This window comes from Streptomyces sp. NPDC048197, from assembly GCF_043202395.1.
Classification (GTDB): Bacteria; Actinomycetota; Actinomycetes; order Streptomycetales; family Streptomycetaceae; genus Streptomyces; species Streptomyces siderophoricus.
In genome coordinates this window covers 159003-183999 of sequence record NZ_JBIDAJ010000003.1, presented here as the reverse complement: position 1 = coordinate 183999, position 24997 = coordinate 159003, and the positions used below count along the sequence as shown (strand labels likewise).

Below are 24997 nucleotides of genomic sequence, written 5' to 3'. Positions count from 1 at the left end.
GCTCACCGAAATGTTATCAGAGGTTACTCTGTGTACATGAACCGATGGGACGCCGATCAGGAAAAACTCGCGGAGACCCCCGATCTCGCCGCGCTCGCGGCGCTGCTCGCGGACCGCACCCGCGCCGCCATCTGCATGGCCCTGCTCGACGGCGGCACCTGGACCGCCGGAGAACTCGCCGAATACGCCTCGGTGGCACCCTCCACGACCACCGAGCACCTCAACCTCCTGGTCGCCGGCGGGCTGCTCGCCGAAGAACGCCAGGGACGGCGGCGCTACGTCCGGCTGGCCGGCCCGGACACCGCGGAAACCCTGGAGAACCTCGCCGGACTCGCCCCCTACCGCCCCGTCCCGATCCGCTCGCTGGCCGAGGCCAACCAGCGCCGGGCCCTGCACCACGCCCGTACCTGCTACGACCACATCGCCGGCGCCCTGGGTTGCGCCCTCGTCGAGGTGATGACCGAACGCGGCCTGCTGGCACGGGAGTACGGCCTGGTCCTCACCGCGGCCGGCGCCCACTGGCTGACCGTCCTCGGCGTCCCCGACACCGGCCCGTCCCTCGCCCACCGCGCCCATGTCCGTACGTGCCTCGACTGGACGGTGCGGCGCCCGCACCTCTCCGGCGCGCTCGGTGCCACCCTCTACCGCCACGCCCTGGAGCGCCGATGGATCGTCAAGTCCCCGACGACCCGCATCCTCAGCGTCACCGAAACCGGCCGTACGGCCTTCCGTGACCGCCTCGGCCTCCCGGAGGAGGCCCTCTCCCCGTCCCTCGCGTTTCCCGCCCCGCGCGGCTGACCGGGGTCAGCCCCGGTCGTCGGAGTCCCGGTCCTCGGACGCCTGGCCGGCGGACGCCTGGCTGTCGGGTGTCCGACTGCCGGATTCCTGGCTGCCGGATTCCTGGTCGTCGCCGGCCATGAGGCGGGCCGGGAAACCGCCGGTGGCGATCGGGCCCCAGCGCAGCGGGGTCACCCGGATCAGTGACTTGCCCTGCTTGCGCATCGCCGCGCGGTACTCGTCCCAGTCCGGGTGCTCACCGGCGATGTTGCGGTAGTACTCGACCAGCGGCTCGACCGACTCCGGCGCGTCGATGACCTCGGCCTCGCCGTCGATCTGCACCCACGGACCGTTCCACTCGTCGGACAGCACCAGCACGCTGGCCGACGCCACCCGGCGCAGGTTGCGGACCTTGGCCCGCTCCGGATACGTCGAGATGACCAGCCGGCCGGAGTCGTCCACCCCGCAGGTCAGCGGCGAGGCCTGCGGGGTGCCGTCGGAGCGGCGGGTGAGCAGGATCGCGCGGTGCCGGGGGCGGACGAACTCCAGCAGCTCGGGCAGGTCGACACGGGTGGTGGTGGCGAGGGAAGGGCTCATACGGCGAGGGTAGGGCCTGGAGTGCGCTCCAGGGCGAACGCCGAAGCGCCGTGCCTGTCGGCCCGTCAGCGTCGCCGGCTATCGGCCTCGCTGGGCTCGTCGGCCCGTCGGATCATCGGCCCCTCAGCCCTCGGCCCTCGGCCCTTCTCCGGTCAGCCCTTCAGGAGTTGCTTGCCGGTGGCCGCGTCGACGACCTTGCGGTCACCGAGGGCGTCCTTCAGCCGTATCGTCACCTTGTCGGTGGCCAGCATCTCGGTACACATGCCCTTGGAGCTCTTGCGCTTTCCCCAGCCGGTGACGACCACGAGCCCCTTCGACTCGTGGCTGCGCGCGCCGAAGTGGGCGTCGCAGGGGCTGTGCCCGACGGTCACGGTGATCTCCCGGGCCGTACCGGCGTCCTTGGGCCGCTGGGCCTTCACCAGCGGCAGGAGTGCCTGCTGCCGGCCGTGCACCGGCGAGACCTTCGGCCAGTCCCGCACGATCTGTGCGGCCCGCTCCTCGAACGCGTCCACCTTCTTCAGCGGCGGGCCGCCGCTCACCGTCTGCTGCGGCTGCTTGCCGCAGCCGGACAGGGCGACGGCGCCGGACACCGCCAGCGTGAGCACGGCGGTGAGCGTACGGGTGCGGGAGTGGGGGATTCCTCGCATGACATGCCTCCTCGGTTCACGGATGGGACGTGGCGGACGCAAGACCGGTTCCGGCCGGATTTCGACGGCCCGGCCGCGTGCGTTCGCCGTTGGCTTGATCCGCCCACGGCGCAACCCGGCGACCGGTGCCGTCCCCCGCGGTTAGCGTCCGGTCATGGACCCACTCACCCGTATCAGCCGTACCGTCTGGCAACTTGCCTTCCCCGTCGGGCACGTCCACCTCGTCGCGCTCCCCGACGACGGGTTCGCCCTGGTCGACACCGGGGTCCCCGGTTCGGCGCCGGCCGTTCTCGACGCGCTCGCCCGGCTCGGCGGCCGCCCGGACCGGCTGCGGCAGATCGTGCTCACCCACTGCCACGCGGACCACATGGGTTCCGCCGCCGACCTGGTCGAGGCCACCGGGGCCGAGGTGCTGGCCGGTGCGCCGGACGCCCCGTACGTCCGCGGTACCGCCGCCGAGCCCGCGGCCGTCCTCACCGCGGCCGAACGCCCGCTGCACGAGCGCATCATGGCCGACTTCGCGGCCGCCGGCGTCCCGCCGCTGCGGCATGTCGCCGTCGACCGGGAACTGCGCGACGGCGACACCCTCGACGGCTGGCCGGAGCCGGTCCGGGTGCTCGCGGTCCCCGGTCATACGCCCGGCGGGATCGCCCTGCACCTGCCCGCGAGCGGGCTGCTGTTCCCCGGGGACATCATCGGGGCTTCCCCCGACGGCGACCGTGCGGTACTCGGGCCGTTCAACGTCTCGCGGGAGCAGACCGTGGCCTCCTTCCGGCGGCTGGCCGCGCTCGACGACGTCGGAACGGTGTGCGTGCCGCACGGGGGGACGATCCGGGAGAACGCCCGGGCGGTGCTGGCCGCGGCCACCCCGGAGACGGACTGGAGCTAGTCAGCGGACGGTCCGCGCCGCACCGGAGCCGGCGGGCCGAGCCTCAGCAGTCTCACCCACCCCGCCCCTCACCCCGCCCCTCACCCCGACTCCCGCCCCTCGACCCGGAACGTGCCCACCCGGTGGACCGCGGGGGGCCGGTCCGGGTCGCGGATGAGGGCGGCGACCAGGGCGGCGATCCGGTCCGGCGGGGTGATCTCGGCGCGGACGCTGGTCAGTCGGGGACGCAGCAGCCTGGCCAGCAGCAGATCGTCCGCGCCGACCACACCGATCTCTCCCGGCCCGGTGCCGATGGTGTGCCCGGCGTCCTGCAGGGCCCGCATCAGCAGCATCGCGTACTCGTCGTTGTAGGCGAACACCCCGTCCAGGCCCGGCCCGGACCAGTCGGCCGCCAGCCGTGCCGCGGACTCCTCGGTCAGTTCCAGGTCGAGCGGATGCACCTCGGCGCCGGGCCGCCCCGCGGCCGCCTCCCGTACGCCCGCCAGGCGCGCCCCGGCGAAGTCCGCCAGCCCCGGATCGGCGGGCCGGACCACCCCGATCCGGCGCCGGCCCCCGGCCAGCAGGTGCTCGCCCGCCCGCAGCCCGGCCTCCCGCTGGTCCAGCAGCAGGGCATGGGCGCCGGGCGGTGCGGACGGCCCGTGGGTGAGGACCGCGGCGGTGCCCGCGCGGTGCAGCAGTTCGACGGCGGGGGCGTCCAGCGGCGGGCCGTGCAGCGCCAGTACGGCGGCCGGCCGCAGTTCGGCCCAGGCGCGGGCGGCCGCCATCGGCGAGGCGGCGGGCGCGCCGTGCAGCACACCGGTGTAGCCGAGGCCGTGCAGCGCGGTCTGGAACCCGGCCAGGAACCGGGTGAAGAGCGGGCCGAAGGCCGGGACGGTGTCGGCGGGCGCGGCCAGCAGCACGATGCTGCCCCGCCCGGCCCGCAGGGTCCGGGCCGCGGCGTGCGGGACGTAGCCCAGTTCCTCGGCGGCGGCCCGGACCCTGGCCTGGGTGCGGGCCCCGACCCGGCCTTCGGCCTGGCCGTTCAGGACGTAGGAGACCGTCGCGCGCGAGACCCCGGCGAGCCGGGCAACGGCCGCGCTCGTCGGGGGAGTCGGGGTGGCCCGGGGGCCGGCTGGGTCAGTCATCCTGCGGGGCATCCTCGCACAGGGATTTTGCCCGGCGGGCCCGGGCGCGGCAGGTTCTCCGCCCTCACTGACACGTGTAACGTCGGCCGGGCGCGCCCACGGTGCGGGACGGCCGGGCCGGGGCGCCGCCCACCGGAGCGCGGACGTACGGGAGAGAGGTGCGGGCATGCAGCTGTACACCCACGAATGGGGCGCCGGCAGCCGGACCGCGGTGCTGGTCCACGGAATGATGTCCGACCACCGCACCTGGCACCGGGTCGGCCCGGCGTTCGCCGAACGGGGCTACCGCGTGCTCGCCGTCGACCTGCGCGGCCACGGCCGCAGCCCGCGCGGGGAGTACGGTGCCGAAGTCTTCGCCGAGGACCTCGTGGAGACCCTGCCCGCCGGGCCCGAGGTCGTCATCGGGCACTCCCTGGGCGGCCTCGCGCTCTCCCTGGCCGTGGAGCGGCTGCAGCCGCGGCGCGCGGTCTACTGCGATCCGGCCTGGTCGCTGGGCCGCACCGGGCAGTCCGTCGACCCGGCGGTGTTCCTGCCGTTCAAGAACGCCGACCGGGCGATGGTGCGCGGCTTCAACCCGCGCTGGTCCGACGCCGACGTGGACATCGAACTGGCCACGCTCGCCGACTGGGACACCGCGACCGCGCACGCCCTGTCCCGCGAGCACCGCACGGACCGCACGCCGGAGAAGCCGGTCGTCCCCTCGCTGGTGCAGATCGCGGGGGAGGGGTTCCTCTTCACCGACGAGGCGGCCGCCGAACTCACCCGGCGCGGTTTCGAGGTCCGTACCGTGCCCGGTGCCGGGCACACCATCCACCGCGACGACTTCGAGGGCTTCCTGACGGGGCTGGAGGGCTGGGTCTAGCCCACTCCGGCTTGCTGGTCAGGCGTCAGGTGTCGCAGTCCAGCAGGGTCTTGCACAGCCCGCACCGGGCCGTCAGGCGCCCCCGTACCGGCAGACGCAGGCGCTGGTGGCAGGCCGGGCAGGGGAACGACACCTTCAGCGGTGCCGGGCCCTCGAAGGCGTAGTCGTCCCCACCCGGCCCGGACGCCCGGCCGGCGCGGCGCGGGTCCCGGGCCGCCCGCCGGTCCTTGGCGTAGCGCATGCGGGCGGCCCACCCGGCGGCGGCCAGCGGCGGCCGCTGCAGGTCCTGCCGGGCCCGCGCCGCGCCCGCGGTGTACGCGTCGTACGCCTGCGGGCTGGTGAACCACGGCGCCGGGTCCTCGCCGAAGAACGCGGCCCGCTTGGCGAGGACGTAGCCGAACTCCTCCGGCGTCAGATAGCCGAGCTTCTGCGAGAACGGGCCGTGCTCGCGGTAGGCGTCCAGCAGCAGCCAGCCCGCGCCGAGGTAGGTGGTGGCGGTGTCGGTGAGGATCTCGTTGTCGCGGGTGCCGGGGAACGACAGGTCCAGGCGGTGCAGGTAGACGTGCATCACCTCGTGGGCCAGTGCGGCGCCGATGTCCTTGCGGTGGGTGCGGAAGCGGTCGTTGAGCTCGATGAAGTACTCCGGGCCCGCGGTCAGTTCGACGTTCGCGGCGTGCTCCATCTCCCGGAAGCTCACCACGATCCGCGCATCGGGCAGATGCAGCTGCCGCACCAGGGCACGGGCGATCCGCTGGGCCCCCAGATGCAGGTCCTCGGTGTCGTCGAAGGCCACGTCGACCGGCAGCACGCTGGTGCCGAAGGTGCTCACCGTGTCGTACGACAGCCGGGTGAACAGCGCGTGGAGGGCCGAACGGACCGTGTCGAGATGGGGATAGCCGTGCTCGATCCCGCGCTCACCCGTCGTCATCCGGCCACTGTACGGCGCCGCCGGGAATGTCCGGTACGCCCCTCGGGGCGTGGCTGCCACGGGAGTTGGCCGGATGCGCACCCTTGTCACCCCGATCCGGCACTCCGGATAATCACAGGGCGCTCCTCGGACTCATCCCCCACTGGGTCCGGACGCCATGCGGCGGGCTGTCGTCCTCCACGCTGATCCTTCGACGGCCACCTCCGGCTCCGGTGTTGGCATGGGCTCGTCAGCGACGTGCAACCCCCCACGAAAGGAAGCCCGTTGCGCAGCTACCGGAAGCTCCTCACGAGAACCACCGCCGCCGGCGCGGTCGCCCTGGCGGCCTTCAGCCTCCAGCCCGGCACCGCCACCGCCGCCCCCGCACCCGACCCGTCCGGCTCCGTACACACCAAGGTCGTCGGCGGCACCAAGGCCGACCAGGGCGAATTCCCCTTCATGGTGCGGCTGTCGATGGGCTGCGGCGGCGCCCTCTACGCCAAGGACATCGTGCTGACCGCGGCGCACTGCGTCGACGGCAGCGGCGACAACACCTCCATCACCGCCACCGGGGGCGTGGTCGACCTCCAGGACTCCGCCGCCGTCAAGGTCAACTCCACCAAGGTGCTGCAGGCGCCCGGCTACAACGGCAAGGGCAAGGACTGGGCGCTGATCAAGCTCGCCAAGCCGATCGACCAGCCCACCCTGAAGATCGCCGAGGACACCAAGCTCAACAACGGAGACTTCACCATCGCCGGCTGGGGCGCCGACAAGGAGGGCGGCGACCAGCAGCGCTACCTCCTCAAGGCCACCGTCCCGTTCGTCGACGACGCCACCTGCCAGAAGGCGTACGGCGACCAGCTGACGCCCGGCGACGAGATCTGCGCCGGCAAGCTGGACACCGGCGGCGTCGACACCTGCCAGGGCGACTCCGGCGGCCCGATGTTCCGCAAGGACGACGCCGGCAAGTGGCTCCAGGTCGGCATCGTCTCCTGGGGCGAGGGCTGCGCACGGCCCGGCAAGCCCGGCGTCTACTCCGAGGTGAGCACCTTCGCCGCGGACATCAAGAAGGCCGCGGGCCAGCTCGGCGGCTGACCCCGCCCCGCACCACCCACGCACCGAAGGGCCCGGGTGCCGCTCCCCGGGCCCTTCGCCGTGCCCGGATGCCCGGGACCCCGGCCCCCGCCCGCCGGGACCTTGGTCCCGTCCCGCCCGGGACCAAGCTCACCTGCCGGCCGGGGCTTCTGCCGCCGCCGATGACCGTACGACCCATGGCCGGCCGGCGCCCGGCTGCCTAGCGTGAACGGCATGACCAGCGACCGCCGTACCCGGCCCCCGGGCCCCGACCGCGACCGCCGCGCCACCGTCCTCGCCGCCGTCCTCCTCGCCGCCTCCGCCGCCGCCTTGGCCTACGTCCTGCTCGGCGGCCACCACGGCCCCGTCGAATGCCCCGCCGGCGCCGCCCCGCCACCCGCCGCCCCGCGCTAGCCGCCCCGGACCGGCCCGCCGCCACATCTGTCCAACACCTCCCCCTCCTTTGTCCATAGGCGCACGCCCCGCCCCCGCAGCACGCTGTCCGCCGACAGGCAGTGCCACCCGCAGCAGTGCCGCACGGAGGAGGAGAGCGCGCGTGAACGAACAGACCGGTGCCCCGCGCGGGCCCAGCCGCAGAAAGATCGTCGCCGCCACCGCGCTCGCCCCGGTCGCCGGGGCCCTCCCGCTCGGCGCCCGCACCGCCGCGGCCGCACCCCGCACCGCCGGGGCCGTGCTGCGGTCCGACGCGCTGGAGGTCCGCGTCGACACCGCCTTCCCGCGCATCGTCTCCTACACCGACCGCGCCACCGGAGCCGTGCTGCACGGCCAGGACACCCCGGTCACCGAGGTCCTCGTCGACGGCACGGCCCGCACGCCCCGCGTCACCCACCGGGCCCGCGCCGACCGCGCCACCTACACCCTCACCTTCGACGGCGGCACCACCGTCACCGTCGAGATCACCGTCGAAGGCTGGCGGACCACCTGGCGGGTCACCCGCATCGCCGACACCCCCGCCCTGCGCATCGGCACCCTCCAGATCCCCGGACTCGCCCTGCTCTCCGTGCGCAGCGACCAGCCCGGCGCGACCCTGCTCGCGGCCCGCCTCGAACTCGACAAGGCCAAGAGCGGCGACACCCTCGTCGAGGTCACCGCCCACACCCCCGCCGAACCCGCCCCCACCGGCTGCGCCTACGCCGTCGTCGCCACCCACCAGCTGGCCGCCGGCATCGAGACCAACACCGTCTACGACCGGCCCACCGGCGCCACCACCTGGGAGAACGGCCGGCTGTGGCGGCAGACCGTACAGGGCGACGGCTTCGTGGCGGCCACGCTCACCCCCGGCCAGTGGACCCACCGCGCGGCCGGCCAGGCGACCGGTGCCACCGACCCGCTGCCCTACGCGACCGTCATCGTCACCCGCGACCGCAACGGCGACGGCCGCACCGACTGGCAGGACGCCGCGATCGCCCTGCGCGACATCATGGTCATCCCGCTCGGCGCCGACGACCAGCACCTCCGCGTCGTCCCGCACATCCCGTTCAACTTCGCCAGCCAAGCCACCAACCCGTTCCTCGCCACCCTCGACCACGTCAAACGGATCGCCCTGGCCACCGACGGACTACGGCAGTTCACCCTCCTCAAGGGCTACCAGTCCGAAGGCCACGACTCCGCCCACCCCGACTACGGCGGCAACTACAACGAACGGGCCGGCGGCCTCGCCGACCTCAACACCCTGCTCCGCGCCGGAAAGAAGTGGAACAGCGACTTCGCGGTGCACGTCAACGCCACCGAGTCCTACCCCGTCGCGCACGCCTTCTCCGAGCAGCTCGTCGACAAGGACGACAAGCAGTGGGACTGGCTCGACCAGTCCTACCGCATCGACGCCCGCCGCGACCTGGTCACCGGCAACATCGCCCGCCGCTTCGCCCGGCTGCGCCAGGAGACCGACCCCGCCCTGACCACCCTCTACCTCGACGTCTTCCGGGAATCCGGCTGGAACTCCGACCGCCTCCAGCGCCACCTGCGCGACCAGGGCTGGCAGATCGCCACCGAATGGGGCCACGGACTGGAACGGTCCTCCCTCTGGTCGCACTGGGCCAACGAGACCGACTACGGGCCCGACACCTCCCGCGGCATCAACTCCCGGCTGATCCGCTTCCTGCGCAACCACCACAAGGACGTCTTCGCCGACAAGTGGCCCACCCTCCTCGGCAACCCCCGCATGGGCAACTTCGAGGGCTGGGTCGGCAAGACCGACTGGTCCGCCTTCTACACGATCATCTGGACCGACGCCCTCCCCGCCAAATACCTCCAGGCCTACCCGATCAGGACCTGGACCGACCACGAGATCACCTTCGAGGGCCCCACCCACACCTCCGTCAGCGACACCACAGGCACCCGCCGGATCACCACCGACGGCCGGCTGGTCTACGACGGCGGCAGCTACCTGCTCCCCTGGGAACCCCGCCGCGCCACCGACCCCGCCAAGCTCTACCACTACAACCCCCGTGGCGGCACCACGAGTTGGGCGCTGCCCCGCGGCTGGTCCACCGCCACCACCGTGCACGCCTACCGGCTCACCGACCAGGGCCGCACCCGGCACACCCGGCTGCCGGTCCGCGGCGGCCGGATCACCCTCACCGCCGAGGCCGGCGTGCCGTACGTCGTCCACCGCGACCCGGCACCCGCCCAGGGCGACCCCCACTGGGGCGAAGGCACCCCGCTGACCGACCCCGGCTTCCACTCCGGCACCCTCCAGGCCTGGCGGACCACCGGCCCGGCCACCGTCCGGCTCAGCGAACGCGGCGACCACGAACTCGTCGTCGGCGCCGGCCCGGCCGCCCGCGTCGCCCAGAACCTCACCCGCCTCGCCCCCGGCACCTACGCGGCCTCCGTCCAGGTCGAGGTCGGCGCCACCCCCGGCGAACGGCGCCGCGCCGCCCTGGAGATCCGCACCGCCGACGGCCTCACCACCGCCAACTGGACCGACACCTCCACCGCCGGCAACTACGTCGCCGCCGACCGGAAGTCCGGCACCCGCTTCCAGCGCCTCTTCACCCACTTCACCGTCCCCGAAGGCGGCGGCCCCACCACCCTCGCCCTCACCGCCGCGGCCGGAGCGGCCCGGGTCCGCTTCGACAACGTCCGCGTCGTCCCCGCCACCCCCACCACCAAGCAGGGCACCCTCGTGTACGAGGACTTCGAGCACGTCCCCCAGGGCTGGGGCGTCTTCGTCAAGGGCGACGCCGGCGGCAGCACCGACCCCCGCACCCACATCGCCCAGCGGCACGCGCCCTACACGCAGGCCGGCTGGAACGGCAAGGCCATCGACGACGTCATCGACGGCGGCCAGTCCCTCAAGTCCCGCGGCGAGAACACCGGCCTGGTCCACCGCACCGTCCCGCACACCGTCCGCTTCACCCCCGGCCACCGCTACCGCGTCACCTTCCGCTACGAGAACGAACGCGCCGGCCAGTACGCCTGGATCACCGCCGTCGACGACCCCGCACCCCGCGAACTGACCCGCACCCCCCTCCCCGTCGCCACCCGGCCCGCCACCCACACCTACGAATTCACCGCGCCCGCCACCGGCGAGGCATGGGTCGGACTGCACAAAATCGGCGACGACGGAACCGCGGAGTTCGTCCTGGACTCTTTCGAGGTGCGCGAGGTGTAGTCGGCCGTGGGGACGGGTCGGTGCGCCCCCACGGCCTCACCTCCCGCGGCGCCTCAACCCGCCGCGGGTACCAGACCGGGCGCCCCGGCCCCTTCCCCCACAGCGACCGGGGCGCCCTCCCACTCCCACACCAGCACCTCGTTACGGCCCGCCCGCAGCACCGGCCCCGGAACGTACAGCGCACGCTGCGGCCCCACCGCCCGATAGCGGCCGAGGCAGAACCCGTTGACCCACACGAACCCGTGCACCCAGCCCGGCAGCGTCAACTCCGCGTCCCCCGGCGGCCCGGCCACCGTCACCACCCCCCGGTACAGCCCGGCCGAGCCCGCCGCCCGCGCCACCGGCCCGAACGGCACCTTCACGAGCGCCCCCGGCTCCTCCAGCGCATCCAGCCGCAACCCCCGCGACCGCACCCCGTGCAGGAACTGCCGCTCGTGCAGCAGCCCGCCGGTGATCCCCTTCGGCTCACCCAGCCGCGGCCCGTAGTTGACCCGCCCCAGCGACTGCACCCACACCTCCACCGCCGCCGGCCCCGCCACGCCCCCCACCACCGCGACCTCGCCGTCCACCACCGCCCGCCGCACCCCGTCGACGTACACCACCGCCCGGTCCCGCAACCCCCGCAACCGCAGCGCATGACCCTCCCGCGGCCCCGGCACCGCCACCCGGTAGCGGACCAGCCCCCGGTCCACCCCCAGCTCCTCGAACGTCGCCGGACCGCCGCCCACCACCTCGGCCCCGCCCAGCGCGTCCAGCACCGCCCCCACCGGCGCCCACTCCCCGAGCTCCACCACCGCCGCCGACGACAGCACCGGCCCCGGCTCCGGCACCGCCGGCAGCGGCCCCTCGGCCCACTCGGCCAGCACCTCCCGGAACCGCCAGAACTTCTCCGTCGGCCGCCCCCGCTCGTCCACCGGCGCCCCGTAGTCGTACGACGTCACCGTCGGCAACAACGCCCCGTCGTGCAGCTCACCCGCCCGGTTCGCCCCCGCCCACCCGCCGAAACTCGTCCCGCCGTGCGCCATGTAGACATTCACCGAGGCACCGCACTCCAAGATCTCCCGCAACGCCCCGGCCGCGTCCGCCGCCTTCCGCGGCTCCGCCACCCGCCCCCAGTGCGCGAACCACCCGCACCAGAACTCCATGCACATCAACGGCCCCGCCGGCCGGTGCCGCCGCAGCGCGGCGAACGCCTCCCGCGCCCCGCTGCCGAAATTCGCCGTGGCCAGCAGCCCCGGCACCGCACCACCCGTCAGCATGTGGTCCTCCGGCCCGTCCGACGTGAACAGCGGCACCTCCACCCCGAGCTCCCGCAGCCGCCGCACGATCCACTCCAGATAGCGCGCATCACTGCCGTACGAGCCGTACTCGTTCTCCGCCTGCACCATCACCACCGGACCACCCCGCCCGTCCGGCCCCGCCACCGTGCACTGCCGCGCCACGATCTGCGGCAGCAACCGCCCGAACCACCCCGCCACCGCCCGCCGATACACCGCGTCCCACGTCCGCACCCGCGACCCCAGCGGCCCCGTCAGCCACTCCGGCAGCCCGCCGTTCTCCCACTCCGCGCAGATGTACGGCCCCGGCCGGACGATCGCCCACAACCCCGCCGCCCGCACCGCGTCCAGGAACCGGCCCGGCGCATCGGCGTCCCGGAACTCCCCGGGCCGCGGCTCGTGCAGATTCCACGGCACATAGGTCTCCACACAGTTCAGACCCATCGCCTTCAGCATCGCCAACCGGTGCCCCCACTGCGCCTCGTGCACCCGGAAGTAGTGCAGCGCCCCCGACAGCAACCGCACCGGCCGCCCGTCCAGCTCGAAATCCCGCTCACCCACCACGAACCGCGCCACCACGCCCCCTCCCCGGGCCGCCCGCACCCACCCGGCCGGGCCGGCCGGGCACACGCGGGCGCGCTCACCTCACCGATCACCCTCGCCCTCTGGCGGCCCGCCGGTCCATGGACAAAGATCGGCGTTGTTTGGACGGAAGCGGTCAGGGCATGTCCCCGGATCAACCGGACCCGAACGACCCGGAAAGCCCGGGAAACCCGGGAGACCCGGAAAACCCGGAAGACCCGGAAGACACTGCCCGGTACGAAGCGACGGGAGACCCGGCGTGTACCACACCTGGATGCGCTACTTCACGCCCAGCCCGGTCCACCACCGGCTCGGCCTGGTCTGCCTGGGCGTCGGCCTCCAGCACGGCACCCTCCCCCCGGTCGGCCCCCGCACCCTCGACCACCACGTCGCCATCGTCATCCGCGCCGGCCGCGGCTGGTACACCACCCCCGACGGCCACCGCCGCACCCTCACCGCCCCCGCCCTCCTCTGGATCCTCCCCGGCGTCACCCACCACTACGGCGCCGACCCCGACACCGGCTGGGACGAAAGCTTCGTCGACTTCACCGGCCCCGCCACCGCCGCCTACACCGAACTCGGCTACATCGACCCCGACCGCCCCGTCGTCCCCCTCGCCGACACCGGCCCCGCCCGCACCGCCATCGGAAAGATTGCCCGCGCCGCCCGCCGCGGCAACCCCCTCCTCGACGTCGAGACCGCGGCCGCCGTCCACGAACTCCTCGTCGCCCTGCGCCGCGCCCGCGCCGACACCGACGCCGACGGCGACCCCGTCCTGGCCGCCCTCGCCCGCGACGCCTTCCTCCCCCTCTCCGTCGCCGAACACGCCGCCCGGCACGGCATGACCCCCACCGAACTCCGCACCGCCGTCCGCCGCGGCGCCGGCTGCAGCCCCAAGGACTACCTCCTCGGCATCCGCCTCGGCCGCGCCAAGGAACTCCTCGTCGGCACCGAACTCCCGGTCGCCGCCGTCGCCCGCCGCGTCGGCTACGACGACCCCGCCTACTTCAGCCGCCTCTTCACCCGCCGCGTCGGCACCGCCCCCGTCCGCTTCCGCGACCGCCAGGTCAAAAGCGTCCCCGGCGGCTGGTCCACCCAGATCCCCGACCCCGACAACCCACCCCTCGTCGGCTGACCCGACCCCGCCCACCACCTGCGGGCAAACCCCCGTGCGCCGCCGACCGACCGTACGGCAGCATGGCAACCATGCCCCAACTGCAGCGCGACGAGGCGCAGACCCGAGCCCGCCACATCGACGTCCACCGCTACGACATCGCACTCGACCTCACCCAGGGCGACGAACGATTCGGCTCCCGTACGGTCATCCACTTCACCGCACGCACCGACGGTGACACCTTCGTCGAACTCCGCCCCGCCGAGCTGCACACCGCCACCCTCGACGGCCGGCCCCTCGACCCGGCCACCCTCGACGACAACCGCCTCCCCCTCACCGGCCTCACCGCCGGCCCCCACGAACTCCACGTCCACGCCACCATGCGCTACTCCCGCACCGGCGAGGGCATGCACCGCTTCACCGACCCCGCCGACGGCGAGGCCTACGTCTACACCCAGCTGTTCATGGAGGATGTCCAGCGCGTCTTCGCCGCCTTCGACCAGCCCGACCTCAAGGCCGTCTTCGCCCTCACCGTCCGGGCCCCCGACAACTGGACCGTCCTCGCCAACGGCATCACCGAACACCTGGGGGAGGGCCACTGGAAGGCCGCCCCCACCCCCCTCATCTCCACCTACCTCGTCGCCGTAGCCGCCGGCCCCTGGCACTCCGTCCGCACCGAACACGCCGGACTCCCCTTCGGCATCCACTGCCGCCGCTCCCTCGCCCCCCACCTCGACGCCGACGCCGAGGAAATCCTCGACCTCACCCGCCGCTGCTTCGACCGCTACCACCAGATCTTCGAGGAGCCCTACCCCTTCGACTCCTACGACCAGGCCTTCGTCCCCGAATTCAACGCCGGCGCCATGGAGAACCCCGGCCTGGTCACCTTCCGCGACGAATTCGTCTACCGCTCCGCCGTCACCGACACCGAACGCCAGACCCGCGGCATGGTCATCTCCCACGAAATGGCCCACATGTGGTTCGGCGACCTCGTCACCCTCCAATGGTGGGACGACATCTGGCTCAACGAGTCCTTCGCCGAATACATGGGCTACCAGGTCCTCTCCGAAGCCACCCGCTTCACCGACACCTGGACCGACTTCGCCATCGCCCGCAAGAGCTGGGGCTACGACGCCGACCAGCGCCCCTCCACCCACCCCGTCGCCCCCGCCCCCGAGGACGTCCCCGACACCGCCTCCGCCCTCCTCAACTTCGACGGCATCTCCTACGCCAAGGGCGCCTCCGCCCTGCGCCAACTCGTCGCCTGGATGGGGGAGAAGGACTTCCTCGCCGGCATCAACGACCACTTCGCCCGCCACCGCTTCGGCAACGCCACCCTGGCCGACTTCATCGACTCCCTCGCCCGCGCCACCCACCGCGACGTCCACACCTGGGCCGCCCGCTGGCTGCGCACCACCGGCGTCGACACCCTCACCCCCGTCGTCGGCGACACCGACGGCCACTGGAACCTCACCGTCGAACAGACCGGCAGCCCGGACGGCACCCGCCCGCACCGCCTCACCGTCGGCCTCTACGACCCCGACCCGCACACCCCCGGCCGCCTCGTCGCCCGCACCCCCCTCACCCTCGACGTCCCCGACGACCCCGCCCACACCGGCACCGGCCGCCGCCCCGCCCTGCTCCTCCTCAACGACCAGGACCTCACCTACGCCAAGGTCCGCCTCGACCCCGCCTCCTGGGACACCGCCCTCGCCGCTCTCTCGGGCCTGCCCGACCCGCTCACCCGCGCCGTCGTCTGGAACGCCGCCCGCGACATGGTCCGCGACGGCGAACTCGCCCCCACCGCCTACCTCGACGCCGCCCGCGCCCACCTCCCGCACGAAACCGACCTCGCCATCCTCCAGGGCGTCCTCACCTTCGCCCGCACCCAGATCGCCGACCGCTACCTCACCCCCACCGCCCGGCACACCGCCCTGACCACCCTCACCGCCCTCAGCCGCGACATACTCCGCCGCACCGAGGGCCCCGAACACGGCACCGCCGCCGGCCTCCGGCTCACCGCCGTCCGCGCCTTCATCGACAGCGCCACCACCCCCGAAGGCATCCAGGACTGGCTCGACGACGGCAGCGTCCCCGGCGGCCCCCACCTCGACCCCGAACTCCGCTGGCGCATCCTCGGCCGGCTCGCCACCCTCGGCGCCGCACCCGTCGCCGAACTCCACGCCACCATCGACGCCGAACTCGCCCGCGACCCCAGCGCCACCGGCCGCGAAGGCGCCGCCCGCTGCCGCGCCGCCCTCCCCGACGCCGCCGCCAAACAAGCCGCCTGGGACGCCCTGTTCACCACCGACGAGGACACCGCCCTCTCCAACTACCTCTTCACCGCCACCGCCACCGGCTTCTGGGCCCCCGAACACCACGACCTGCTCCGGCCCTACGTCGCCCGCTACTTCACCGACGCCCCCGGCCTCGCCGCCGCCCGCGGCCCCGCCCTCGCCGAAGCCGCCGGCCGCTACGCCTTCCCCGCCACCTTCGTCGACGAAGAAACCCTCCACCTCGGCGAAACCTGCCTCACCGACCGCAACCCCACCCCCGCCCTACGCCGCAAACTCACCGACCAACTCGACGACCTCCGCCGCGCACTGCGGGTCCGCACCACCACGGCAGGCACCAACGGCGCAGGCACCAACCGCGCAGGCACCAACGGCCCAGGCACCAACAGCGCAGGCACCACTGGCGCCCCTTCTGGAGCTTCCACCGGAGCCCCGACCGTGCCCCCGACCGGACCCCCCACCGGGATGTCGCGCTGACCCTTCCTCCTGCGGGAATACCGGCCCCCTGACGGTGCGTTGTGGCTCCGCAGGGGGCCCACGCACCCCTTACGGGTCGCCCCCTACGGGTTCCGTTCGACCGCCGCGCCGAACTCGCCCGGCCAGCCGCCGCGCCCGGCCCGCCCGTCCGACGCGCCCCGCGCCCGCCCTTCCCGCGCCAGCCCCCCGCCCCGCCCGTCCTCACGAGCCCCGCGCCAGCTCCCCCGCCCGTCCTCTTGAGCCGGGGTCCCGGCCCCGCCCCCGGGGTTCCCTCCGGCTCCGCCCCGGGAATACCGCCCCCTGCCCGCACGTTGTGGACCCGCGGGGGGCCCTCGCATCCCCTAGGGGCACCCCCCTACGTGATCCGTTCGACCGCCCGCCGTCAGCGCCACCCTCAGCGCCGCCCCCCGTGCCGCCGCCACGTGCCCCACGGGCCGCCCGAGCGCCCCCCGCCACCCCCGCCCCCACCACCCGAACACCTGCGGTACACCCGTACCACTTACGGGTGGTATGACCGCGACCGGTGGATACGCGCCGTACAGGGAAAGTAACTTAGGGCCGCCTAAACAGCTCGTCCGCACCCGGACCGGGCAGGCACACCGCCCCAACCCTCCCTGACAGAAGAGCACACCCATGTCTGTGCCCCCTGCCGGCACCGCCCTCGCAGGCGGCACCCACGGCCCCCGCGCACTCCGCCCCCTGCTCGACATCGTCCTCGAAGCCCTCACCACCGGCGCCGAGGACCGCGCCGGCCCCCTCCCGCCCGGCGGCCCCGACACCGTCGCCCGCGCCGTGCGCGACGCCTGCCACCCCCTCCTCCCCGACCACGGCACCGGCCCGCACGCCGCCCTGCGCAGCCTCGTCCACACCCTCGCCGCCGGCGCCGCCGACCCCGCCGACCCGCACTGCGCCGCCCACCTGCACTGCCCCCCACTCGCCCTGGCCACCGCCGCCGACCTCGCCGCGGCCGCCCTCAACCCCTCACTCGACTCCTGGGACCAGGCCCCCGCCGCCTCCACCCTCGAAACCCTCACCAGCCGCGCCCTCGCCGCGCTCGTCTACCCCCAGGCGACCGAACCCGACGCGCTGATCACCACCGGCGGCACCGAATCCAACCAACTCGCCCTCCTGCTCGCCCGCGAAGCCGCCCCCGCCCCCGGCCGCCCCCACACCGGCCCCCTCCAGATCGTCTGCGGCGCCAACGCCCACCACTCCATCCACCGTTCCGCCTGGCTCCTCGGCCTCCCCGAACCCCTCACCCTCCCCGCCCCCAACGGCATCCTCACCCCCGACACCGTCCACACCTGCCTCGCCAACCTCACCGGACACACCGGCCCGGTCCTCCTCACCGCCACCGCCGGCACCACCAACTCCGGTGCCATCGACCCCCTCACCGACCTCGCCGACCTCGCCGACCACCACGGCGCCCGCCTCCACATCGACGCGGCCTACGGCGGCGCACTCCTCTTCAGCGACACCCACCGCACCGCGCTCACCGGCCTCGCCCGCGCCCACACCGTCGCCCTCGACCTGCACAAACTCGGCTGGCAACCGGTCGCCGCCGGCCTCCTCGCGGTTCCCGACCCCAGCGCGCTGGCCGCCCTCACCCACCAGGCCGACTACCTCAACGCCGACGACGACACCGAAGCCGGCCTCCCCGACCTCCTCCACCGCTCCCTCCGCACCACCCGCCGCCCCGACATCCTCAAGATCGCCGTCACCCTCAAGGCCCTGGGCCGCCACGGCCTCGGCGAACTCGTCGACCGCACCCTCGCCGCCGCCCAGACCCTCGCCGACCTCATCGAGGACCACCCCCGCTACGAACTCCACTCCCGCCCCACCCTCACCACCGTCCTCTTCCGCCCCAAAGGCGCCGACGACACCACCCTCGCCACCATCCGCCGCACCCTCCTCACCGACGGCCTGGCCGTCCTCGGCCGCGCCACCACACCCACCGGCCTCTGGCTCAAGGCCACCCTCCTCAACCCCCACACCCGAACCGGAGACCTCACCACCCTCCTCAAACTCGTGGAAGGCCACATCCCCCGATGAGCAGCACCCCCGAAACCCCCATCACCCACCCCGCCACCCCCGACGAGCCCCTCGACCTCGCCGGCATCGGCATCGGCCCCTTCAACCTCTCCCTCGCCGCCCTCGCCCACCCCCTCACCCACCTCCGCACCGCCTTCTACGACCAGCGCCCCGCCTTCCACTGGCACCCTGGCCTCCTCATCGACGGCGCCACCCTCCAAGTCCCCTTCCTCGCCGACCTCGTCACCCTCGCCGACCCCGCCAGCCCCTGGACCTTCCTCAACTACCTCAAAACCCGCGAACGCCTCTTCCCCTTCTACTTCGCCGAGCGCTTCCACATCCACCGCGCCGAATACGACGCCTACTGCCGCTGGGTCAGCGAAAACCTCCCCGCCCTCCACTTCGGCCACCAGATCGACGCCGTCCGCTGGAACCCCGAACGCGAAACGTTCGAAATCGACTACACCCAACTCGGCACCGACGGCGAAGCCGAAGCCCTCGGCCGCACCCACGCCCGCAACCTCGTCCTCGGCATCGGCACCACCCCCCACGTCCCCGTCCCCCTCCGCCCCCTCGCCGACGCCCCCGCCGTCCCCGTCATCCACTCCGCCGACTACCTCGACCACCGCGACCGCCTGCTCGCCGCCGACCGCCTCACCGTCATCGGCGCCGGCCAATCAGGGGCCGAGATCTTCCTCGACCAGCTCCGCGCCCGCCCCGTCGGCCACGAAGGCCTCCACTGGCTCGCCCGCACCCCCGCCTTCGCCCCCATGGAATACAGCAAACTCGGCCTCGAACACTTCACCCCCGACTACACCCGCTACTTCCACGGCCTCCCCGAACGCGTCCGCGACACCCTCGTCCCCGCGCAGTGGCAACTCCACAAGGCCATCGACCACGACACCCTCGCCGCCATCCACGACGAGCTCTACCGCCGCACCCTCCACGGCGGCTGGCCCGACGCCACCCTCACCCCCGGCGTCTCCGTACGCACCGCCGGCCGCGTCGGCACCACCAAGGTCGAACTCCACCTCGACCACACCCAGCAAGGCACCCGCTCCCGCCTCACCACCGACGCCGTCGTCCTCGCCACCGGCTACCGCGAACGCCGCATGGACACCCTGCTCGCCGCCCTCGACCCCTACATCCGCCGCGACGCCGCCGAACGCCCCCGCATCGACGCCCACCACCGCATGGTCCTCGACCCCACCGTCACCGGATCCCTCTACGTCCAGAACGCCGAAACCCACACCCACGGCGTCGGTGCCCCCGACCTCGGCCTCGCCGCCTGGCGCAGCGCCACCATCCTCAACGACCTCACCGACACCACCCCCTACCCCCTCCCCACCCGCACCGCCTTCACCACCTTCGGCCTCCCACAACCCCCCGCCCCCCACACCCGCACCATCCCCACCCAAGGCAGCACCCTCGTCCCCCGCCACTGACAAAACAGGCGCGGCGGCGCCCCCGGCACCGCCGCACCCCACCCGCCGCCGAAAGACCGGCAATTCCTCAAGCGCCGGCCATCCGCTAGAACACCGGCACGCCGTCCCGCACCAACCGCCAGTCCACCGAAGCGAACACCGACGGATCGATCTCCTTCTTCTCCTGCACCCAATTGATGATCAAATTGCGGATCTCGTCCGACGTCGACCACACCTGCCGCGCCCCCGCCACATGCGGAAAACCGCCACCCCCACCCGCCCGGTAATTGTTCACCGCCAGCACGAACCGCGCATCATCCGCCACCGGCTTCCCCTCCCAGGACAGCTTCCCGATACGCTGACCCGCCGGCTTCGCGATATCGATCTCGTACGACAGCCCCCGCACCGCGTCATAGTTGTAATCCGGAATACCGTCCGCATTCGTGATCCGCGCCGGATCCACCGGACCGCCTGCCGCCGTCCGCACGTAATACCGCGCGGAAAACTCCAGGTACTCCCGCAGCTGCGCACCCGTCAACACCCGCGCCTCCAACGTGTTGTCGAACGGATACAACGCCGCCATCGACCGGATCGTCACATCCCCCTCCGGCACCCGCGCCGCACGCGAGAAACACGACGCCTGAGACACCACCGGCAACCCCGCGAACTCCGACCCGGCCAACGCCTTGCGCACCACCTCGGCCTGCACAAAAGCAATGAAGTCCAGCACCGGCACGTCCTTCACCGGAGCCTCGGCCGCCGACAACTCCGCCTTCGACCGGCCGATCACCCGGTTCACATACGCCACCACCTTCCGGTGCTCCGCCCGCAACAGACCGGTGATCCGTGAATCCTCCGCCACCGCATTCGTATTCAGGACCCGCGAACCGACCGACCCCACCTCCCAACACCCCCGCCGCCACTCGACCACCACATCGAAAAGCGTCAGCCGCTGCCCCCACTTCAACGGCTCCGACAGCACCACCTCCCGGCCGGTCTGCGCATTCACCACCCGCCGCTCGGGAATCTCCACATGCGCATGCCCCACCAGAATCGCGTCGATCCCCGGCACCCGCTCCGCCACCAACGCCGCCGCATTCTCCACATACGGCAACTGATCCCCGTACGACGACGTCCCGCTCGTCCCCGAATGAGCCGCCACGAACACCACGTCCGCACCCATCGACCGCAACTTCGGCACCCAGTGCGCGGCCTGCTCCACCAGCCCCGGAAACGCCAGCTTCCCCTGCACATGCGCCTTGTCCCACAGCGCGATCCCCGGATTCGTCAACCCCAGCACCGCCACCGTCACCACCCGCCCGTGCGGCGACCGCAGCCGCTTCAGCACATACGGCCGGAACGCCGGACGCAACGTCCGCGCATCCACCGCATTCGCCCCCAGCAGCGGAAAGTCACAACTCTCCTCGAACTTCCGCAGCACCGGAATCCCGTAATTGAACTCGTGATTCCCCAACGCCGCCGCGTCATATCCGATCGCATTCATCGCCCGCGCCATCGGATGCACCGGGCCGCCCGGATCCGTGATCGGATCCACCTTCGCGTAGTAATACGCCAGTTGCGTCCCCTGAATGGTGTCACCCGCATCGATCAGCAGTGTGTTGTGCCGGCCCTTCTCCCGCCGCACCCGCGACACCAGCGTCGAAATCTTCGCCAGCCCCACATCATTGTGGTCCGCGTCATCGAACTCCGCGTCCGTGGTGTAGTCCCAGTTGAAGACGTTCCCGTGCAGATCCGTCGTCCCCATCACCGTGAACGCATACCGCTCCCGCCGGTGACCTGGACCCCGCCCGGGCCGCCCCGCCGCGGCCGCCGGCACCGCGGCCCCCGCGAGCGCCACCCCGGCCCCCGACACCACAGAACTCCCCACGAACTTCCTACGGTCGAGCGACATCCCAACTCCCCTGCATCCACGCGGACAAGCGCCACCACAACCCGCGGCAACGCGCGTAGATTCTGGCCCAGCCGCCCCCTCCGCAACACCCCCCAAACGCCCGACAACCCCCGATCCCCACCCCGATGTGCAACCCTGCGCGCACCGCACCCACCCACACCCCGCACGAGGAGCCCCCCATGACCGACCCCGGCCCCCTGCCCTACGGCACCCCCGACACCCCCCGCCTCGCCGTACGCGGCGAAGCCACCCTCGAAGTCGACCCCGAAATCGCCCGCATCGCCGTCACCGTCGCCGCCCGCGGCACCGACCGCACCACCGCCCTCACCGACCTCACCCGCCGCAACGAACAAGCCCTCGCCCTCATCAAGAGCTACCCCGACGCCCTCGAAAAGCTCGAAACCGGCGCCCTCAGCATCACCCCCGAACTCACCGACAAAGGCCGCCACGAACGCATCCGCGCCTACCGCGGCCGCGTCACCCACACCGCCACCCTCACCGACTTCACCACCCTCGGCGAACTCACCACCCGCCTCGCCGACCTCGACCTCACCCGTGTCGACGGCCCCTGGTGGGACCTCCGCCCCGACTCACCCGCCCACCGCGCCGCCCGCACCCAAGCCGTCCACGAAGCCGTCCAGCGCGCCCGCGAATACGCCGAAGCCCTCGGCGCCCGCCTCGACGCCCTCCTCGAAATCGCCGACCTCGGCGCCGAGAACGCCGCACCCGTCGCCGCCCCCGCCATGCGCGCCTTCGCCGGCTACGGCGGCGCCCCCGCCCAGGAAAGCGCCCCCGCCCTCGACCTCGAACCGCAGCGCCAAACCGTCTACGCCAGCGTCAATGCACGCTTCACCATGACCCGTCCCGCACTCTGAGACGCCTCCGCGCGAGGGCGAAATTCCGCTCATCGGAGCGCCTTCGCGCGCATTCCATTACTTGTCAACAGCCTTTCACCAAGCGCTCGTTGAGCAGTCACCTTCTTACAGTTCCCTACCGCCGGGTAAGTCATAGGGTCGAAACATGCGCCGAGCAAAGATCGTCTGCACACTGGGACCCGCCACCGACTCGTACGAGCAGATCAAAGCCCTCGTCGAAGCCGGAATGGACATCGCCCGCTTCAACCTCAGCCACGGCACCTACGCCGACCACGAAGCGCGATTCGACCGGGTCCGCAAAGCGTCCGAAGAAACCCGCCGCAGCGTCGGCATCCTCGCCGACCTTCAAGGCCCGAAGATCCGCCTCGGCCGATTCCGCGAAGGGCCCGTACTTCTCGAACGCGGCGACGAGTTCACCATCACCGTCGACCCCGGCACCGAAGGCGACCGCCACCTCTGCGGCACCACCTACCCCGGCCTCGCCGCCGACGTCACCACCGGCGAACGCATCCTCGTCGACGACGGCAAGGTCACCCTCCAGGTCACCGAAGTCAACGGCCCCCAGGTCCGCACCGTCGTCATCGAAGGCGGCATGGTCTCCGACCACAAGGGCCTCAACCTCCCCGGCGTCGCCGTCTCCGTCCCCGCCCTCTCCGAAAAGGACCAGGACGACCTCCGCTGGGCCCTGCGCTACGGCGCCGACATCATCGCCCTCTCCTTCGTCCGCAGCGGCCGCGACATCGAAGACGTCCACCGCATCATGCGCGAGGAGGACCGCTTCCTCCCCGTCATCGCCAAGGTCGAAAAGCCCCAGGCCGTCGACAACATCGACGACATCGTCGCCGCCTTCGACGGCATCATGGTCGCCCGCGGCGACCTCGGCGTCGAAATGCCCCTGGAAACCGTCCCCATCGTCCAGAAGCGCGCCATCAAACTCGCCAAGCGCAACGCCAAGCCGGTCATCGTCGCCACCCAGATGCTCGACTCGATGATCGACAACTCCCGCCCCACCCGCGCCGAAGCCTCCGACGTCGCCAACGCCGTCATCGACGGCACCGACGCCGTCATGCTCTCCGGCGAAACCAGCGTCGGCAAATACCCCACCGAAACCGTCAAGACCATGAGCCGCATCGTCGAGGCCGCCGAGGAAGACCTCCTCGCCAAGGGCCTCCCGCCGCTCACCGAGGCCAACAAGCCCCGCACCCAGGGCGGCGCCGTCGCCCGCGCCGCCGCCGACATGGGCGACTTCCTCGGCGCCAAATTCCTCGTCGCCTTCACCCAGTCCGGCGACACCGTCCGCCGCCTCTCCCGCTACCGCTCACCCATCCCGCTCCTCGCCTTCACCCCCGACCCGGCCACCCGCTCCCAGCTCAACGTCAGCTGGGGCGTGGAGACGTTCCTCGGCCCCACCGTCAACTCCACGGACGAGATGGTCGCCCAGGTCGACGAGCAACTCCTCAAGATCGGCCGCTGCCAGAAGGGCGACCTGGTCATCATCACCGCCGGCTCCCCGCCCGGCGTCCCCGGCTCCACCAACCTCGTCCGCGTCCACCACATCGGGGAGTCCGACGCCACCAACTAGCCCCACCCGCACAAGATCCCGCTGGGCCGAGGTACCTGACTGCCGTCCCTGTCAGTACTTCGGCCCGATGTGTTGGTCCATGAGGGCCACGGAGGCTTTGCGGGCCACGGAGATGTTGAACGGGTCGCTTCCGCGCGCGAGCACGGTCCACTCGACGCCGACCTTGGTGAGGGTGTCGGAACAGAGCTTGCGGATGTCGTCGGACTTGTTGGTGAAGAAGTACCGCGGGTACTCGTAGCGCTTGCGCTCGCCGCCGACCATCCGCGTCGTCCAGTTGGTGATCCGGCAGCCGTCGGAGTGAATCAGGCCGCGGATGAATTCCCAGGGATGCTCGTCCACGATCTCCTGCTGCCAGGGTTCCAGGGCGATCCGCCGCTCGTGCTTCTTGCCCGCGCCGTGCTGGGGGAACATGCACCACAAGTGCTTCGAGTAGACCTTCACGTTGTGGCATCCGGTCCTGCTGACGCGGCACACGGAGTTGTCCGGGAAGACCGTCCGCATCGCGGCCTCACATTCGTTCATGAGCCCGGGCCAGCTGTTGCCGCACGCGATCATGAGGCTCGGTACGCGGTGCTCCGAATACTGGATGATGTGCCCGTCGCCGAGGTAGAGGGCCAACAGGTAAGCGTAGGCCGCTCGATCGAGATCACGCCCGTCGCACCTCGGGCACCTCGGATTGTGAGCACCGGGGCACTCACCGCGCTTGGCGCGATCCATGTGGCGCCAGTAGCTGACGGTGCCGAGCGGGACGCCCAGAGCTCGGGCCACATCCGCGTTCCTCGTCCCGGCTCGAAGCTGCATGAGGGCCTTCTGTCGCACGTCTGTGCCATGAAAAATCATGGGGCTACTGTGCGTCATGAACCGTGAGCGCTGAGTGAAAATGCGTGCGATTCACGCGAAGGTGAAGATCCGCTT

Annotated in this window: 18 protein-coding genes and 1 pseudogene; 12 read left to right on the top strand and 7 right to left on the bottom strand. The window is 72.4% G+C overall.

Annotation, left to right across the window (positions count from 1 at the left end):
• Positions 1-36: 36 nt before the first annotated feature.
• A complete protein-coding gene (locus ACGF4C_RS06110) occupies positions 37-798 on the top strand; it encodes an ArsR/SmtB family transcription factor (protein ID WP_393563678.1) in 762 nt (253 codons plus the stop codon).
• Between the two features lie 108 nt (positions 799-906).
• Here the strand turns inward: ACGF4C_RS06110 and ACGF4C_RS06105 are convergent.
• Positions 907-1374, bottom strand: a pseudogene (locus tag ACGF4C_RS06105) (PPOX class F420-dependent oxidoreductase); the annotation flags it as partial.
• Positions 1375-1526: 152 nt separating this feature from the next.
• On the bottom strand, positions 1527-2021 hold the full coding sequence (locus tag ACGF4C_RS06100) for a hypothetical protein (RefSeq protein WP_393563676.1): 495 nt from the start codon (positions 2019-2021) through the stop codon (positions 1527-1529).
• Positions 2022-2175: 154 nt separating this feature from the next.
• Here ACGF4C_RS06100 and ACGF4C_RS06095 point away from each other — a divergent pair, with 154 nt between their 5' ends.
• Positions 2176-2910, top strand: a complete 735-nt coding sequence (locus ACGF4C_RS06095; RefSeq protein ID WP_393563674.1) for an MBL fold metallo-hydrolase — start codon at positions 2176-2178, stop codon at positions 2908-2910.
• Between the two features lie 80 nt (positions 2911-2990).
• Here the strand turns inward: ACGF4C_RS06095 and ACGF4C_RS06090 are convergent, their stop codons facing one another.
• Positions 2991-4034 (bottom strand): LacI family DNA-binding transcriptional regulator, encoded by a 1044-nt coding sequence (locus ACGF4C_RS06090; protein ID WP_393563672.1) that lies wholly within the window; start codon positions 4032-4034, stop codon positions 2991-2993.
• 166 nt (positions 4035-4200) lie between these two features.
• On the opposite strand from ACGF4C_RS06090, the gene ACGF4C_RS06085 reads away from it, so the two are divergent.
• Positions 4201-4896 (top strand): alpha/beta fold hydrolase, encoded by a 696-nt coding sequence (locus ACGF4C_RS06085; protein ID WP_393563670.1) that lies wholly within the window; start codon positions 4201-4203, stop codon positions 4894-4896.
• A 25-nt stretch (positions 4897-4921) separates the two neighbouring features.
• On the opposite strand, the gene ACGF4C_RS06080 is transcribed toward ACGF4C_RS06085, so the two are convergent.
• Positions 4922-5824: a hypothetical protein gene (locus ACGF4C_RS06080; protein WP_393563669.1), complete on the bottom strand. Its 903-nt coding sequence runs from the start codon at positions 5822-5824 to the stop codon at positions 4922-4924.
• A gap of 264 nt (positions 5825-6088) precedes the next feature.
• Here ACGF4C_RS06080 and ACGF4C_RS06075 point away from each other — a divergent pair, with 264 nt between their 5' ends.
• The 3 genes from ACGF4C_RS06075 (at position 6089) to ACGF4C_RS06065 (ending at position 10514) form a co-directional block, all read left to right on the top strand.
• Complete coding sequence (locus ACGF4C_RS06075) at positions 6089-6898, top strand: S1 family peptidase (protein ID WP_393563667.1); 810 nt, start codon at positions 6089-6091, stop codon at positions 6896-6898.
• Between the two features lie 213 nt (positions 6899-7111).
• The gene (locus ACGF4C_RS06070; protein ID WP_030413668.1) at positions 7112-7291 is read left to right on the top strand and encodes a hypothetical protein; all 180 of its coding nucleotides are present in this window, start codon (positions 7112-7114) and stop codon (positions 7289-7291) included.
• Positions 7292-7433: 142 nt separating this feature from the next.
• A complete protein-coding gene (locus tag ACGF4C_RS06065; protein WP_393563665.1) occupies positions 7434-10514 on the top strand; it encodes an endo-alpha-N-acetylgalactosaminidase family protein in 3081 nt (1026 codons plus the stop codon).
• Positions 10515-10567: 53 nt separating this feature from the next.
• Here ACGF4C_RS06065 and ACGF4C_RS06060 read toward each other — a convergent pair whose 3' ends face one another.
• Entirely contained in the window at positions 10568-12367 is a 1800-nt protein-coding gene (locus ACGF4C_RS06060) for a beta-galactosidase (protein ID WP_393563933.1), read from the bottom strand.
• A 265-nt stretch (positions 12368-12632) separates the two neighbouring features.
• On the opposite strand from ACGF4C_RS06060, the gene ACGF4C_RS06055 reads away from it, so the two are divergent.
• The 4 genes from ACGF4C_RS06055 (at position 12633) to ACGF4C_RS06040 (ending at position 19734) form a co-directional block, all read left to right on the top strand.
• On the top strand, positions 12633-13508 hold the full coding sequence (locus ACGF4C_RS06055; RefSeq protein ID WP_393563663.1) for a helix-turn-helix domain-containing protein: 876 nt from the start codon (positions 12633-12635) through the stop codon (positions 13506-13508).
• Between the two features lie 71 nt (positions 13509-13579).
• On the top strand, positions 13580-16258 hold the full coding sequence (gene pepN, locus ACGF4C_RS06050; protein WP_393563661.1) for an aminopeptidase N: 2679 nt from the start codon (positions 13580-13582) through the stop codon (positions 16256-16258).
• A gap of 633 nt (positions 16259-16891) precedes the next feature.
• Positions 16892-18310, top strand: a complete 1419-nt coding sequence (locus ACGF4C_RS06045; RefSeq protein ID WP_393563659.1) for a pyridoxal phosphate-dependent decarboxylase family protein — start codon at positions 16892-16894, stop codon at positions 18308-18310.
• Positions 18307-19734: a lysine N(6)-hydroxylase/L-ornithine N(5)-oxygenase family protein gene (locus ACGF4C_RS06040; RefSeq protein WP_393563658.1), complete on the top strand. Its 1428-nt coding sequence runs from the start codon at positions 18307-18309 to the stop codon at positions 19732-19734. The genes ACGF4C_RS06045 and ACGF4C_RS06040 overlap by 4 nt, the downstream gene beginning before the upstream one ends.
• A gap of 85 nt (positions 19735-19819) precedes the next feature.
• Here the strand turns inward: ACGF4C_RS06040 and ACGF4C_RS06035 are convergent, their stop codons facing one another.
• Positions 19820-21625: a bifunctional metallophosphatase/5'-nucleotidase gene (locus ACGF4C_RS06035; protein ID WP_393563657.1), complete on the bottom strand. Its 1806-nt coding sequence runs from the start codon at positions 21623-21625 to the stop codon at positions 19820-19822.
• A 179-nt stretch (positions 21626-21804) separates the two neighbouring features.
• Between ACGF4C_RS06035 and ACGF4C_RS06030 the strand changes: the two genes are divergently transcribed.
• Positions 21805-22500, top strand: coding sequence for an SIMPL domain-containing protein (locus ACGF4C_RS06030; RefSeq protein ID WP_393563655.1), 696 nt, complete (start codon positions 21805-21807; stop codon positions 22498-22500).
• 145 nt (positions 22501-22645) lie between these two features.
• Positions 22646-24082, top strand: a complete 1437-nt coding sequence (pyk, locus tag ACGF4C_RS06025) for a pyruvate kinase (RefSeq protein WP_393563654.1) — start codon at positions 22646-22648, stop codon at positions 24080-24082.
• A 51-nt stretch (positions 24083-24133) separates the two neighbouring features.
• Here pyk and ACGF4C_RS06020 read toward each other — a convergent pair whose 3' ends face one another.
• A complete protein-coding gene (locus tag ACGF4C_RS06020) occupies positions 24134-24922 on the bottom strand; it encodes a helix-turn-helix domain-containing protein (protein ID WP_393563652.1) in 789 nt (262 codons plus the stop codon).
• Positions 24923-24997: the final 75 nt, after the last annotated feature.